9 protein-coding genes and 1 pseudogene are annotated in these 14,411 nt (G+C 64.2%); 5 read left to right on the forward strand and 5 right to left on the reverse strand.

Annotated elements, in window-relative coordinates; genetic code table 11:
- Positions 1-13 precede the first annotated feature (13 nt).
- Positions 14-1,045, reverse strand: a complete 1,032-nt coding sequence (locus AC1MLZ_RS20210; protein ID WP_480961778.1) for an IS110 family RNA-guided transposase — start codon at positions 1,043-1,045, stop codon at positions 14-16.
- Between the two features lie 356 nt (positions 1,046-1,401).
- Between AC1MLZ_RS20210 and AC1MLZ_RS20215 the strand changes: the two genes are divergently transcribed.
- The gene (locus AC1MLZ_RS20215; protein ID WP_480961779.1) at positions 1,402-1,803 is read left to right on the forward strand and encodes a DUF4267 domain-containing protein; all 402 of its coding nucleotides are present in this window, start codon (positions 1,402-1,404) and stop codon (positions 1,801-1,803) included.
- A 563-nt stretch (positions 1,804-2,366) separates the two neighbouring features.
- Here the strand turns inward: AC1MLZ_RS20215 and AC1MLZ_RS20220 are convergent.
- A complete protein-coding gene (locus AC1MLZ_RS20220; RefSeq protein WP_480958293.1) occupies positions 2,367-3,566 on the reverse strand; it encodes an IS256 family transposase in 1,200 nt (399 codons plus the stop codon).
- A gap of 161 nt (positions 3,567-3,727) precedes the next feature.
- Between AC1MLZ_RS20220 and AC1MLZ_RS20225 the strand changes: the two are divergent.
- A pseudogene (locus AC1MLZ_RS20225) lies at positions 3,728-4,297 on the forward strand (IS5 family transposase); the annotation flags it as partial.
- 125 nt (positions 4,298-4,422) lie between these two features.
- On the opposite strand, the gene AC1MLZ_RS20230 reads toward AC1MLZ_RS20225, so the two are convergent.
- The 3 genes from AC1MLZ_RS20230 to AC1MLZ_RS20240 all read right to left on the reverse strand — a co-directional run bounded on the left by AC1MLZ_RS20230 (position 4,423) and on the right by AC1MLZ_RS20240 (position 9,976).
- Positions 4,423-5,715 (reverse strand): sugar MFS transporter, encoded by a 1,293-nt coding sequence (locus tag AC1MLZ_RS20230; protein WP_480961780.1) that lies wholly within the window; start codon positions 5,713-5,715, stop codon positions 4,423-4,425.
- 759 nt (positions 5,716-6,474) lie between these two features.
- Positions 6,475-7,482 (reverse strand): glycosyl hydrolase, encoded by a 1,008-nt coding sequence (locus AC1MLZ_RS20235; RefSeq protein ID WP_480961781.1) that lies wholly within the window; start codon positions 7,480-7,482, stop codon positions 6,475-6,477.
- 19 nt (positions 7,483-7,501) lie between these two features.
- On the reverse strand, positions 7,502-9,976 hold the full coding sequence (locus AC1MLZ_RS20240) for a glycoside hydrolase family 3 protein (RefSeq protein WP_480961782.1): 2,475 nt from the start codon (positions 9,974-9,976) through the stop codon (positions 7,502-7,504).
- 148 nt (positions 9,977-10,124) lie between these two features.
- Between AC1MLZ_RS20240 and AC1MLZ_RS20245 the strand changes: the two genes are divergently transcribed.
- From AC1MLZ_RS20245 to AC1MLZ_RS20255, 3 genes are read left to right on the forward strand one after another with little or no spacing between them, the layout of a single operon-like run.
- Positions 10,125-12,131 carry a glycoside hydrolase family 97 protein gene (locus tag AC1MLZ_RS20245; RefSeq protein ID WP_480961783.1) on the forward strand — a complete coding sequence of 669 codons (2,007 nt, stop codon included), beginning with the start codon at positions 10,125-10,127 and terminating at the stop codon, positions 12,129-12,131.
- Between the two features lie 23 nt (positions 12,132-12,154).
- Positions 12,155-12,886, forward strand: coding sequence for an SGNH/GDSL hydrolase family protein (locus AC1MLZ_RS20250; protein ID WP_480961929.1), 732 nt, complete (start codon positions 12,155-12,157; stop codon positions 12,884-12,886).
- Complete coding sequence (locus AC1MLZ_RS20255) at positions 12,883-14,409, forward strand: carboxylesterase/lipase family protein (RefSeq protein WP_480961784.1); 1,527 nt, start codon at positions 12,883-12,885, stop codon at positions 14,407-14,409. The genes AC1MLZ_RS20250 and AC1MLZ_RS20255 overlap by 4 nt, the downstream gene beginning before the upstream one ends.
- Positions 14,410-14,411: the final 2 nt, after the last annotated feature.

Below are 14,411 nucleotides of genomic sequence, written 5' to 3' on the forward strand. Positions count from 1 at the left end.
CGAGCTCGGGAACTCAAGCTGCGGCGGATTTCTCCCTGAACGGTTCACCGGTGATCAGCATACTGTGCATGATGACGGCGAGCTTGCGGGCGACTGCGACCGTGGCGCGTTTGAAGCCGAGCCTTTCTCGCAGCTGCAGCCCCCATTTGCGTAGATCGCATTCGGATCGGCTGCGCGTGAGCAGGACTGTTGCGGCCTCGTAAAGCAGCCCGCGCAGGTGGCTGTCGCCGCGCCTGGAGATATGCCCGTCATAGTCGATCTCGCCAGACTGATAGCGCCGCGTCGTCAGCCCGACGAACGCTCCCACTGACCTCGAATGCTTGAAGTTGGCAGGCTCCTCGATTGCGCTAACGAACGACGTGGCGGTCACGACACCGACACCGGGGATCGACATCAGCAGCTGGCAGGCGGCGCTACGACGTGCGTCCGCGAGAAGCTTGCGTCCGAGCTCTGCGGCGCGGAGGCGAACTGCGTGCCAGGCTTCAAGCAGCGGACGGATGATCTGGCCCAGATCTCTATTGTGGGAGAGCAGCGCATGAACATGATGTTCGAACTTGCTACCCATCGCAGCGGAAACGACGAGACCAAACGTCTTCATCAGGCCCCGGATCTGGTTCGACAGCTCCGTGCCAATCCGCACGAGGCGAGTCCGTGCCGCTACCAGCGTGCGCGTGAGCATGCTGTCGAAGCTCTTGACCCGCACTTCCTTGTAGAACCCTACCTCAGCCAGATGCGCCAATCCGTCGGCATCGTTGGCATCGTTGGCATCGGTCTTGTTCGCTGCCATGTCGAGAGCGGCTTTGGCATGGCGTGCGTCGATACAGATCGCCGGCACCCCCTCGGCCGCCAGCGCGTGAAAGAACCAGACCGAGAGCGGGCCAGTCTCGAATACTACCCGCTTGGGTGCCGGCGCATGCTTGCGGATCAATGCCGCCAGAAGCTGTGGATCCGAGGGACACTTACCACGCCAAACACGCTTGCCGTCACGCCGAATGGATACGGCAGTCTCTTTCAAGGAAACGTCTAGTCCGATATACTCGTCCATGGCTGTTCTCCATCAGATGCTTGGGCCCGGCTTCCGGTCGTGAGCCCGTACTTCCATCTTATCGGGGAACAGCCACCAGCTTCCATCATGAACGCTAAGGCTTCGCTCCCGCGATTACCCCATGTTCATCGACGGCTTCCTTCCTGTATTCCAGCCTGCGCAGCAGGGCGTGGCCTCTGTGGGTTCCAGCCGGGCAGATACCCGTTGCTGTTGCCCGCACGCCCCTGCCCATCTTTCTAGTGGTTCAGGGCGCCGTGGCGCTGGCGCTATCCTGAATCGCGGCCTCGCAAGTGTCATGGGATTAGCGCAGGGCGACAGCTGAAGTTCCGAGTGAAAGGAGGGAATCCAGGATAACCATGAGCGATGATCGTTACTTCCCCGCGGCGTTGACAGCCGTCCTGCTGACGACCGCAGGAGTTTTCTTCCTACTGGGCGGATGGTTTGTGCTCGCACCCGCCACGGGCGCTCGCATATATGGATTAAGTACGGAAACAGAGTCGGCGTTACTCTATGTCCGGGCAATCGGTTTGCGCGATCTCGCGCTTGCCAGCTATATCGCCGGCCTGACGGTTGGCCGGCACCGACGGGCGTTGGTGATCCTGCTGACGCTGACGACGATGATTCCGGCCGGGGACCTGTTCCTGCTCAGCACGACCAAGACCGCCTCCGCCGTCCACTATCTGCTGCATTCAATCAGCCTTATTGGCTTCGCTAGCATTGCGTGGTGGACGCGTCACTCGGCAACCATAGAAGCTTGATCGCATATTCTGCGGCCCAGCAACCAAGTGACTCGCGGCAGCTTCCGGAGGTTGGCGCGACAGCGAAAGACGTGGATCAACGTTGAAGCAAACTCCGTGAATGATGTGTAAGCTACTACAGGGTAATCAGACTTTGCTCGGCCCGGGTCGAAACAGGCACCGATCCGGGCCCCGATTACAAGGTGGCATTGCGAGCTGGATCAATACGTTGCGCTCCAGTCAGGTGGGGTCCCCGCTCCAACGCCGATCCTCCATGATTACCGGTTAGTCCAGAACTGCATACCGACCCAACGGTGGGGCGCCGTCGAACGGTTCCACCAGATGGTCATATCTTGCACATGGGATTCCCGAGGCACCACGGCGCCGTGATGTACTCGAGTTGAGGATCAGGAGCAGTTCGCCTCGCCAGTGCGGCTACAGCTTTCTCACCTCGTAGGAGCGGATGAGGAGTTCTTCCTGATCAAGAACTTCCTCCAAAGTGCGTCGATAACGTGATCGTGTCCCACCGCGTGGTGTAGCTTCAGCGGCGTAGCCGCTTTGATCTCCGGGCAGGGCCGGGTCAATCACGCCGCCATGGACGACAACGTGACTGCGGGATCATCGCTCAATTGCGTCACGCTTTCCAGCGTCATGTAACGTCCTCGCTGGACCGCCCACTCGTCGTTCTGCTCGAGCAGCAAGGCGCCGACGAGGCGGGTGATGGCATCCTCGTTGGGGAAGATGCCGACCACGCCGGTGCGCCGCTTGATCTCGCCGTTCAGGCGTTCGAGTGGATTGGTGCTGTGCAGCTTGGTGCGATGCTGCGGCGGGAACGACATGTAGGCGAGCACGTCCTCCTCCGCCGTATCCATCAGCTTGGCGAGCTTCGGGACGGTGGGTCTGAGCTGGTCGGCAACCTTTCGCCATTGCCCCTTGGCAGCCTCGGGCGTTTCCTGGGCATAAGCCGTGGCGATAAAAGCTGAGACAACGCGGCGACCGCTCTTTCCAGCATGGGCTGTGGCGTTGCGCGCGAAGTGGACTCGACACCGTTGCCACGTTGCGCTGAACACCCGCGATACGGCTGCTTTGATACCCTCATGTGCATCCGAGATGACGAGTTTCACGCCACGTAAGCCTCGCCGTGCGAGGCCGCGCAGGAAGTCTGTCCAGAATGTCTCGGCCTCCGACGCACCAATCGCCATGCCGAGCACCTCGCGCCTGCCGTCGCAGTTCACGCCGACCGCAATGGTAACCGCGACCGAGACGATCCGGCCGGCTTGGCGGACCTTCAGGTACGTCGCGTCGACCCACACGTATGGCCAGTCGCCCTCGATAGGCCGCTCGAGGAACGCCTTCACGCGGATGTCGATCTCCTCGCACAGCCGGCTCACCTGGCTCTTCGAGATGCCCGACATTCCCATGGCCTTCACCAGGTCGTCGACCGAGCGGGTCGAGATGCCCTGGATGTACGCCTCCTGGACGACCGCGGTCAGCGCTTTTTCTGAAAGGCGCCGGGGCTCCAGGAAGGCGGGAAAGTAGCTGCCCGTCCTCAGCTTGGGGATCCGCAACTCCACCGTGCCGGCCCGCGTCTCCCAGTCCCGCTCGCGGTAACCGTTACGTTGGGCAAGCCGGTCGCTGCTCTTCTCGCCATATCCAGCGCCGGTCAGATTGCCGACCTCCAGGTCCATCAGCCGCTGCGCGGCAAAGCCTATCATCTCGCGCAGAAAATCTGCATCCGCGCTCTTTCCCACCAGCGCCTGCAGGTTCATCGTATCGTCGGTCATCGAAGGTCTCCGTTGGTTGAGTTTCGCAACCCACACCTATCCGAAGATCTTCGATGGCCACCCGTGAACCTGACCGGCCGCTACAGCGCTCGGGGATAGCGCGCGGCCGGTCAGCTTCACTACCGCCGAGCTACACCACCACCCGGGACACGACCCTGGCTTTCGAAGCGTTGGTCGACGATCTGCGCGCGGTGTTGCGCCGGGCGGCAGGCCGCAAGGCCGAGCCGACCGCCGCAATCATCGATAGTCGGACGTTGCGTTCCACGCCCGAGAGCGGCGAGCGTGCCGGCTATGACGGTGGGAAACGTAAGAAGGGCTCGAAGATCCACATGGCCGTCGATACGCTGGGCCATCTGCTGGCGCTTCATGTCACACCGGCCAGCGCAGAAGACCGCGGCGAGGTGGAGCGGCTCACGCGTACCGTGCAGGCCGTCACCAACGACACCGTCGAACTTGCTTGGGTAGACCAGGGCTATACCGGCGAGCGAGCCGCCAACGCCGCAGCCATACACGGCATCACACTTGAGGTCGTCAAATTGCCCGAGGCCAAGCGCGGCTTCGTCCTCTTGCCGCGACGCTGGGTTGTCGAACGGTCATTCGCATGGGCGACCCGTTTTCGACGCCTCGTCAAAGACTACGAACGCTACGCCGAAACACTCGCAGGACTTCATGTCGTCGCCTTCGCCTGCCTCATGATGAAGCAGGCCGTTGCCCTCGCCGCAGGTTCATAACAGCCTCTAGATGCGCGAATTGCTCAGTTACGATCACGAGCAATTAGTCGCAGCAGCATAACGTCGCATCAACAATGCCATCGACCTGCTCATGGGAGCGAGATGGTTACATGGCTCCGACGCAACTACACATTCGCTATGGCCGGCTTCCGAGCGTACAATCCGTATGCCAGGATCAGCGCGTAGCAGATTGCCGGGAGCAGCAGCGCGAAGTGCAGGCTGCCCGACTTGTCCGCGAGCATCCCCGTCAGATACGGGACGATCGCGCCGCCGACGATTGCTGTGGCGATCACGCCCGAGCCTTCCGCCGCGCGCTTGCCGAGACCTTCGGAGGCCAGCGAGAAGATCGTCGGGAACATCACCGCGTTCATCAGGCCGATCGCCAGCAACGCCCAGCCCGACAGCGCGCCCTCGGTGTTCGCCGAGATCAGGATTAGCGCCAGCGTGCCCGTCGCGACGCCCGCGAGGACCTTGCCCGGCGACACCTTGTTCAGCACGTACGCGCCGATGAACCGGCCGACCAGCGCGCCGCCCCAGTAGAACGGCACGTGCTTGCCCGCGGCGACGTCGCTCAGCCCCATCACGCTCGGCTGCATCAGGTAATTGACGATCAGCGAGCCGACCGCGACTTCGGCGCCGACGTACAGGAAGATGCACGCCGTCCCCATCGCGAAGCGCGGGCGCTTGAGCAGCGTGAACGCGTGGAAGATGCTGCCGGTCTGGTCCTGCTCCTCGTTGAGCCGGTTGCGACGGGTCCACACCACCGCGGCGACGATCAGCAGCGCGATCGCGAGGCCGATATAGGTGTGCACGACGGTCCGCGACGATTCGGTCCGGTAGGCGTCGAGCGCGGCGCCGGTGAGGGTCGAGGAGTCGACCGTCGCCAGCCCGCCCAGGATCAGCGCGGAGCCGACATACGGGAAAATGGTGGTGCCGAGCGAGTTGAACGCCTGCGCGAAGGTCAGCCGGCTCGAGGCGGACTTGGGGTGGCCGAGCGCCGAGATCAGCGGGTTGGCGACGACCTGCACCACGGTAATGCCCGCGCCGAGCACGAACAGCGCGAACAGAAACATGCCGAAGCTCGCCTGCCCTGCGGCGGGGATGAACAGCAGGCAGCCCGCGGTCATCGTCACGAGTCCGATCGACGCGGTCCGCATATAGCCCGCTTTGCGCACGATCGCGGCGGCGGGGATCGAGAACAGCGCATAGGCGAGGAAGAACGCCGACTGGACCAGCATCGCGGTCGCGTGGTCGAGCGTGAAGAGCTCCTTCATCTTCGGGATAATGATGTCGTTCAGCGAGGTGATGCCGCCGAAGATGAAGAACAGCGCGAACACGAACACGCGCAGATCGGGCGCGTCGTAGCCGTGGCTGGCATCGCCTCCGGCTGCTGCTGTGGATTTGGTATCGACGTGCATCGTGGTGCGCCCTCTCGCGGTATTATCTGCGCGGCATATGCTGGCGCAGCCGCGCGTGGTAATGCCGAGCGTTCGCTCGGCCTTTGGTGCTAGCGGTAACACCGGATGTGGCGAAGCCGCAGGTCTTCGATGAAGACGGAACTAGCTGTGCGATCGGTGAACGTAACCCAACCGGGTACGGCCGATCAGCGTAGAGACGCGGAGGCGATCCGAGATCAACCGTACCTAAGTGTTGGGTAATTCAAAGACGTAACTCGACTGGCAATCCAAGTCAGTTTCGATCGTGCAAGAGCTACCTCACGCCGCTTTTGTACCTCGCCAGCCGTCGAATGGTCTGCTGCCGATCGCGATTGTTGGTCGAAGCCGCCGACTCACCTGAACAACCTTCCAGTCGCATCGCGCGGCTGCAGCGACACCCTATCGTCGGCGTCGTTCGCCGGATCAGAGCAGCGGGAAACAGCATGGGACGGTGGGTTCGACACGCCGCTCTGCATAGGTCCAAACGATCCAGCCGTATTTTTGATCGAGCCAAACGGTGACGATCACGTCTTTAATTAAGAAAATTGCATTTGCCATCCGGCGGAGGTTGCGGTACCGAGAAAACGCCTTTCAGGCATCCTCTCCTAAATCACTTTACGGGTCGCTTCTGCGACCCTTTTTTTTGGTTCATGGATGGTGTTGGTGCACGATTCCTAGTTTCTTCAGGTCCGAACCGACACGGTCAACTTCCTACGCACAGTGTTCAAGCCGGCACCTCGGTCACCACTTTGGCAACTCGTCCTTGGTGACGTAGCGCTCCGACCGATAGTATTCGCGTAACAATGCGGGCGCGTTCTGCTGGGGATCTTGCAGCCAACGCGTGTGCCACGTCATGAACCACGCCCAGTCCGCCTCGGGACCCAGCGTGGCGGGATCTGGGATCGGCCCGTTCTCGTGCAGGCAGATCGGGATGGTATCCCCAACGATGCGCTTCACCTGCGCGAACAGCCCTGCTTGATTGCTGTGATCGTCGACGTAGATGTCGGCGCCAGCGACATCAACGCAGTCACGGCCGGGATAGTATGCGGGGTCGATGTTCTGCCCTGCCCAGCCGAGCACCCAGATCAGATTGTGCAGTCCGCGGTCCACGACGAAGAAGTCGTACATGGTCCGCCACAGCGCCTTGAAAGCTTTCGGTCCGTGCTTTCCCCACCAGAACCAGTCGCCGCCGAACTCGTGGAACGGCCGCCACAACACGGGTATCCTACGATCACGAAGAACTGCGAGCAGATCGGCGACGTGCGCCATCTGCGCCATCAAGGCGACGTTCTGCGGGGTGCCGGCGATCAGCGCGCGGGCGACGTCGAAGTCCTTCTTGGAATTCTCGTACCCGGTGCCGATATCCGGCGCACCCCAGTGCCAGCAGAGACTGACGATCCCCCCCGAACGATACCACGCCGTTGCGCGCTCGTTCACCGCGACTTGATCCTTCGGTTCGATGTAGTCGAGACCCAGCAACGCAGGCTGACGTCCGGTGACCCTCTGAATAAAGTCCAGTTCGACGCGCGCGCCGGCCGGAGTGAAGTTCTGCTCCTGTTGCCCGGTAAGCGTCTTTGTGCCGTAGATCGACCAGATGTACCGATAGAGCGCCCGCGCTTCCGCCGACGCGCGCGGGTCGCTGAGCGCCCGCGCCGGCACCGCCGCGCCGACCGTCCTAGCGATGGCCGCGTACGGCATCAGTGCGAATGCCGTAGCGCTCGCCACCACTTCACGCCTGTTCACGTGCATCGATTACCCCCTTCTAAGGTCAGCGGACACCGCAGCTGACGGGACCTGGCGGTGCACTGGCGATCCGGATGCTCGAGACATCGATGCCGAGCGCGCCCGTCGTCGCCAGCGTCACGGGCTTGCTGACCTGCGCCATCTCCACCCCGCCCTCGGCAAAGCAACGAAGCGGAACAGCGATCTGCCGCCAGTCACTGCCAGGCAGCTTCATCGCGCCGGTGATCGGGACCGTGGCAGTCTTGCCGCCCGTCATCCCCAGCGTCACCTCGCCAGTTGGTGCGGTCGTGACGCGGTAGTCCATGAGCAGACTCAGCTGACCGTTTGATTCGCGGGTGACGTCGATCGACTTGGCTTCTTCGATCGATGCGCTTCCAGCACCGCCGAAGGTGAACCGCAACGTATCCTCCTGCGCCACCCGGTCGACCCGAGTCTGCCGAACCGCGCCCGCCACGTCGAGCCGGCCGCCAGCAACGATGCGACCACGTACGAACAGCGCGTTCTGATCGGTCACCACGCCCTTTGGCCGTGTCTCGTCCAGTTCGCCAATCGTCCTGGGCGCGGCATAGGTCAGGCCGTACCCGATCGGAAACAGCGGATCGTAGCCGGCGTCGCGTCGGTTCAAGACGTACTGATCGAGGCGCTTGGGCCACGAGAAGCTGAGCGTGCCGCGGAAATCATGCGCCGGCTTGCGGTCCTTGCCCGCAATCAGCACGTCCGCAACGCCGCCGCCTTCGGTACCCGGCAGGAAGGCCGCGACGAACGCGTCGGCCGCGTTCAGTTCCGGGTTCACCCATAGCGGTCGCCCCGACAGGAAGACTGCGACGGTCGGCACCCCGGCAGCCTTGAACCTGCGGAGCAGCGCCAGATCGGACTTGTCGTCGGGGCTGTATTCAAGCGTCGGTCGATCTCCCGTGAACTCGGCATAGGGGGCCTCGCCAAAGACCACGACCGCGACGTCCGGCTTCGCCTGATACTGGCCATCAACGGACAGCGTCGCCTTGCCGCCGCCGGCGCGCATGGTCTGTTCGATGCCGGCGAAGATCGACTCTCCGTTGGGGAAGCTGGCATTGGTCACGCCCGTTCCCTGCCAGGTGATCGACCAGCCCCCCGACTGTCGGCCGATATCGTCCGCGCCGCGCCCGGCGACCAGGATGTTCGCTGACGACCTGAGCGGCAGGACGGCATTGTTGTTCTTGAGGAGGACCAGCGACTCACGGACCGCCTGACGTGCCACCGCGCGATGCGCAGGTGCGCCGAGCAGGTCGAACTTGCCCGCGAGCGGTCGCGTCGACGGCCGACCGGCCTCGAACGTGCCGGCCAGCACCTTCACGCGCAGGATGCGGCGCACCGCATCGTCCAGTCGCGCAGCGGAAATCGTGCCGTCCTTCGCTTCGCGCAGCGTATTCGCGTACAACTGCTTCCAGCCCGGTCCCGAATACATGAACATGTCGAGACCGGCGTTGATCGCCGGCGCACAATCCTCGTTGGTGCACCCCGGTACCTGCCCGTGCGCATTCCAGTCGCCGATCGTGAATCCGTCAAAGCCCCAGCGATCCTTTAGCACCCCTGTCAGCAGACTCTTGTTGCCCGTCATCTTGGTGCCGTTCCAACTCGAAAAGCTGGGCATCACCGTAAGCGCACCGTCGACCAGCCCACTGCGATAGCCCGCAGCATGGACGTCCCGCAGTACGGCCTCGCTGGCGCGCGTGTCCCCCTGGTCGCGACCACCGGTGCCGCCGTCGCCGAGGAAATGCTTGATCGACGCGATGACGTGGCCGGGCTTCATGAAGTCGCCGCCGATGCTGCCCTGTATGCCCTGGACCATCTGCCCGGCATAGGATTCGACGATGGCCGGATCCTCCGAATAGCTTTCGTAGGTGCGCCCCCAGCGATCGTCCTGCACGACCGCGACCGTGGGCGCGAAGCTCCAGTCGATCCCGGTCGCAGCGGTTTCGGCGGCAGTCGCCGCACCGATCCGGCGGATCAGTGCCGGGTCGCGCATGGCGCCCAGCCCGATGTTATGCGGGAACAGCGTCGCACCGACGATGTTGTTGGCGCCGTGCACCGCATCGGTTCCCCAGATCACCGGTACGACCGGCCGGCCGTCGGAGCGTTTGACCGACGCATCGTAGAAGGCGTCGAACAGTTTGAGCCACTCGCCTGCTGGCGCGAACTCGTCATTATTCGGCGCTGAATTCCCGCCGTTCAGGATCGATCCAAGCTTGTAGGTTTCCAAATCCTTCGGCGTAATCGAGGCAATGTCGACCTGCAGCAGTTGACCGACCTTGTCGTCGATCGTCATGCGCTTCAGCATCGCATCCACTCTCGCTTCAACGCGTGGATCCCGGTGACGCTTCAATGGCAGCACGGGCCAGCTCTCTGGGTGCGCCACGGCCGAGAGGGAGGGGACTTTGGTGGACGACACCTGCGCGTGCCCTGCGGTACCGATGGCGACCGACGCCACGGCTGCTGCCGACATAATCTGCTTGATGCGCATATCTCTCTCCCGTTCGCCTACCGCGCTTTTCCAGTCGGTCTGCCGGCCAGAAGGCTCAGCTGTCAACATTCATCTTTCAAATTGCTTTTCTACGGTCGGGCGGCTTACTTCCCTTGGCGACGCCTTACCGGCGCGCGGAGGGGATTGCATGAGCAAGCGCCGAACAATGAAGACCGTGGCACCGCGGGTGCTTCGCAGGATGTTTCTCGCGGCGTGCGCTGTCGTCGCGAGCCAAGCTGCGTTAGCACAATCGTCGCCGCCGCCGACCGTCACGTCTCCTGATGGTCGTGTCGCGGTGACCCTCGGGACGAATCCGCAGGACCAGCCGAGCTATGCCGTCGCCGTCGACGGCCGGTCGGTGATCGCACCCTCCACGCTCGGTTTCGAGTTCGAACGGTATGCAAAGCTAGCCGACGGCCTGCGAGTCGAACGGATCGAGTCCAGCCTGGGGGAGGACCGCTACACGCTTCCGGCCGGCAAGGTTGCGAAGGTCGCACAGGGCTATCGTCAGATCGTAGTGCATTACGTCGAGCGAACAGGTGCGTACCGCAGGCTTGATCTGATCGTCCGTGCCTATGACAGCGGAATCGCGCTTCGATATGCCGTGCCGAAGCAGCCGGGACTGTCCACCTTGCGGATCGTCAACGAACTGACGCAGTTCGCCTTCCCGTCCGACTACGCCTGCACCGGGCTGAACCTTGGCGGAGCCGGTACCAGCCACGAGGGCGAGTATGATCCGGTGCGGGCGTCCGGGATCCGCCCCCACAACTCATACGAACTGCCACTGGTCTGCGATACTGGTGGCGGCCCTGCCGTCGCGATCGCCGAGGCAGCGGTCGAGAACTGGCCTGCGATGTCCCTGACGGGCACCGAAACGGGCGATCTCGGCGTAGCCGCAAGGCTTACACGGCGGATCGACGATCCCTTGGTGGCCGTCGTGGCCGAGGTCGGCGCCGGCATCATGTCGCCCTGGCGCGTCGTGATGATCGCGGCGAACCCGGGCGCACTGATCGAGAACACGCTGCTGACCAGCCTCAACCCCGCACCGGTGGGGGACTTCAGCTGGGTCAAGCCCGGCAAGACCGCGTGGGACTGGTGGTCGGGCCCTTTGCTGCGAGGCGTTCCCGTGGCCGGGTCGAACGACGCGACCGAGCGCGCCTTCATCGATTTCGCCGCGTCGCAGAAGCTCGCCTACACGATGGTGGATGAGGGCTGGTACGTGAACAGCGGCGGTGGTCCCATCCTGTTCCCCGGCGCCGATCCCACACGAACCGTTCCGGAGATCGATCTCCCGGGCCTCGTCCGCTACGGCAGGATCCGAGGTGTAGGCCTTATCGTCTGGATGCACTGGGCTCTGCTTGATCGGGACATGGAGCGCATCCTCGGCTTCCTCGAGCGGACCGGCGTGAAGGGAATCAAGATCGATTTCATGAACCGCGACGATCAGGAGATGATCGCCTTCTATCACCGCGTCGCGGCGGCAACCGCCGGGCATCACCTTCTGCTCGACCTGCATGGCGCGACGCATCCGTGGGGCATGACGCGAACCTGGCCCAACTTCCTGACGCAGGAAGGCGTTCTCGGCGCGGAATACGGCAAGTGGACGAAGCGGATCACCGCCCGCCACAACATCACGCTCGCCTATACGCGGATGCTGGCCGGCCCGATGGACTACACGCCGGGCGGCTATCGCAACGCCACGCCAGCGACGTTCGCCATCGCCGCTACCGGCCCGCAGACGCAGACGACGCGCGCCGCCGAACTCGCCAAATACGTCGTGTTCGAAAGCCCGCTCCAGTCCGTTGCGGACAGCCCCGACGCCTATCGCGGCCAGAAGGGCCTCGATTTCCTGAGCGCGGTGCCGGCCAGCTGGGACGAAACGCGGTTCCTGCAAGGCACGCTCGGTCGGGACATCGCGGTCGCACGCCGTCATGGCACCCGCTGGTATGTCGGGGCGATGACCGACGCACCGCGCACGTTCGCTCTTCCGCTCTCGTTCCTGGGTGCCGGCCGATATACGGTGCGGACGTGGCAGGACGGCGTCGCGCCCACCGATCTCGTCACCGAGACGCATACCGTCGTCCCGAGCGACACGTTGTCGCTCGTCCTGTCCTCATCCGGCGGTGCCGCCGTCATACTGGAGCCCAAACCGTGATCCGCTCGACGACCCTCCCGTCAATGATCGCCATGCTGCTCATGGCGTGCGCCACCCCCGCTTCCGCTCAGGCCGACGATGCCGCCAAACAGCGTGCTGCGGCGGAGGCGGAGGAGCGGCTGCATCAGGACTGGCCGTGGCTCGGTCGCTATCAAGCGGCAAACGCAGCTCTCGAGCCGGCGACGGCCCCGCGTATCGTCTTCATGGGCGACTCGATCACGCAGGGCTGGATCGACAAGGTGCCCGGCTTCTTCAGTGCCGGTCGGCTGGATCGGGGGATCGGCGGACAGACCACGCCCCAGATGCTGCTCCGTTTCCGGCAGGACGTGATCGCGCTGAAGCCCGCGATCGTACAGATCATGGGGGGCACGAACGACATCGCGGGCAACACGGGACCGATGACTCCCGAACAGACCCAGGCGAACATCATGTCGATGACCGAGCTCGCCCAGTCGCATGGAATCCGCGTCATCCTCGCGTCGATCCCGCCGGCTGCGGGTTTTCCATGGCGCCCCGGCCTTGCCACCATCCCGCAAATCACGGCGATGAACGCGTGGCTGAAGACCTATGCGGCCAGCGTCGGCGCGACCTATGCCGACTACTGGGGCGCGTTGCACGACGGCGACGCACTGCGTCGGGAATGGACCTATGACGGCGTGCATCCCAACGAGGCGGGCTATGCGGTGATGGCACCCGTCGCCGAGAGGGCCATTCGCGCCGCAATGGCCGCGTCCCCGAGGAGCCGTCGGTCGTGATCGCCGCGCTGCTGATCGCGCTGGCCGCTGCCGGGAACGAGCCGGTCGTGGGGGATCCGGTCGCGCGGGACCGGGTTGCCGGGGGACCGGTCGTCGTTACCGACGCGGGGCCGGTCCGCGGCGAGGCGCTTCCCACCGGGGGCGGCATCTTTCGCGGTATCCGGTTCGCCGAGCCGCCAATTGGCCCCCTCCGCTGGCGACCCCCGACGCCGCCGAGGTCGCATACCGCGATCGTCGGTGCCGTAGCCGATCACGCCGCTTGCCCACAGCCCGTCTACGGAGACTGGAACCGCGCAGCGTCCGCAGCGGGAGCCGAAGACTGCCTGTTCCTGGACGTCCGGACGCCGCGGATCGCGACGACCGCGTTGCTGCCGGTACTGGTATGGATCCACGGCGGTGGAAATCGTGGTGGAGCCGGCAGCGGCACGGTGGAATCGCACATCACCGACGGCGGCGTCGTGCTGGTGTCGATCCAGTATCGACTGGGCGCTCTCGGTTTCCTTTCGCATTCTGCGCTGTCGGTCGAACAGGGCGGCATATCGGGCAATTACGGTCTGATGGACCAGCAGGCGGCGTTGCGATGGGTGCGTGGCAACATCGCCCGGTTCGGTGGTGACCCGATACGCGTCACGATAGCCGGGGAATCCGCCGGCGCGCAGGACGTGGGACTGCATATGCTCGCACCGGCATCGCGCGGACTGTTCGCGCAGGCGATCGCCGAAAGCGGCACGGCGGGCTTCGGCGTCGCGCCGCGATCGCTTGCTCAGAACGAGGCGTTGGGCGGCATCATCGTGACGCGTGCGGGACTGGCGCCCAAAGCAACCACGGTCCAGTTGCGGGCACTCCCCGTGCCGGCCATACTCGCGGCGCAGGAGGTCGACGCCAAGGACCTGGCGCCGGGGATCGACCCGAGCTTCATCTGGTTGCAGGCCGTCGCCGATGGCCGCGTGCTACGCGAAACGCCCGCGATCGCGCTCGCAGCCGGGCACGTTGCGCGTGTCCCGACGATCATCGGGGTGAACGCGAAGGAGTTCACGGGCTATTCCGGCACGGACCCCCGCCCCGTCATAGTCCGCGAGTTTCCGAACACCACGTCCCGAGTCCTTGCCGCCTACGGACTGACGGGGCCCGGTATGCCAGCGGCCGACCCGCGCTTGGGCGACGTCGCGATGCAGCTCGGCACGGACGTCGTCTTCCGCTGCCCGACGATCGCGGTGTCGAAGGTGCTGGCCAGCCGCGGTGCCCCGGTCTGGCAATATCAGTTCGACTATGCGGCACCCGGTGGCGAAGTCAGCCATGCCAGCGAGGTCCGCTATGTGTTCGACCGCCCCACCGTAGGGCAACCTCCACTTCAGGCCTATTGGCTCGAATTCGTCAGAAGCGGCGATCCGAACGGTGGCCGCCTACCTCGCTGGCCTCGCTACGATCTCGCGCAACGAGCATACCTGCACTTCGCGCAGTCCGGCCCGACGGTTAGGACCGACCTCAGGGGCACCGTCTGCGAGGGACGCGACACTCCCTGACG

The sequence above is a fragment of the Sphingomonas sp. PEI4 genome, from assembly GCF_056679955.1.

What these genes read in the sequence shown, in the direction of transcription:
- AC1MLZ_RS20250 (WP_480961929.1), top strand. Translation starts at nt 12,155, where the DNA reads ATGATCGCCATGCTGCTCATGGCGTGCGCCACCCCCGCTTCCGCTCAG.
- AC1MLZ_RS20240 (WP_480961782.1), bottom strand. Translation starts at nt 9,976, where the DNA reads ATGCGCATCAAGCAGATTATGTCGGCAGCAGCCGTGGCGTCGGTCGCC.
- AC1MLZ_RS20210 (WP_480961778.1), bottom strand. Translation starts at nt 1,045, where the DNA reads ATGGACGAGTATATCGGACTAGACGTTTCCTTGAAAGAGACTGCCGTA.
- AC1MLZ_RS20230 (WP_480961780.1), bottom strand. Translation starts at nt 5,715, where the DNA reads ATGCACGTCGATACCAAATCCACAGCAGCAGCCGGAGGCGATGCCAGC.
- AC1MLZ_RS20245 (WP_480961783.1), top strand. Translation starts at nt 10,125, where the DNA reads ATGAGCAAGCGCCGAACAATGAAGACCGTGGCACCGCGGGTGCTTCGC.
- AC1MLZ_RS20215 (WP_480961779.1), top strand. Translation starts at nt 1,402, where the DNA reads ATGAGCGATGATCGTTACTTCCCCGCGGCGTTGACAGCCGTCCTGCTG.
- AC1MLZ_RS20235 (WP_480961781.1), bottom strand. Translation starts at nt 7,482, where the DNA reads ATGCACGTGAACAGGCGTGAAGTGGTGGCGAGCGCTACGGCATTCGCA.
- AC1MLZ_RS20220 (WP_480958293.1), bottom strand. Translation starts at nt 3,566, where the DNA reads ATGACCGACGATACGATGAACCTGCAGGCGCTGGTGGGAAAGAGCGCG.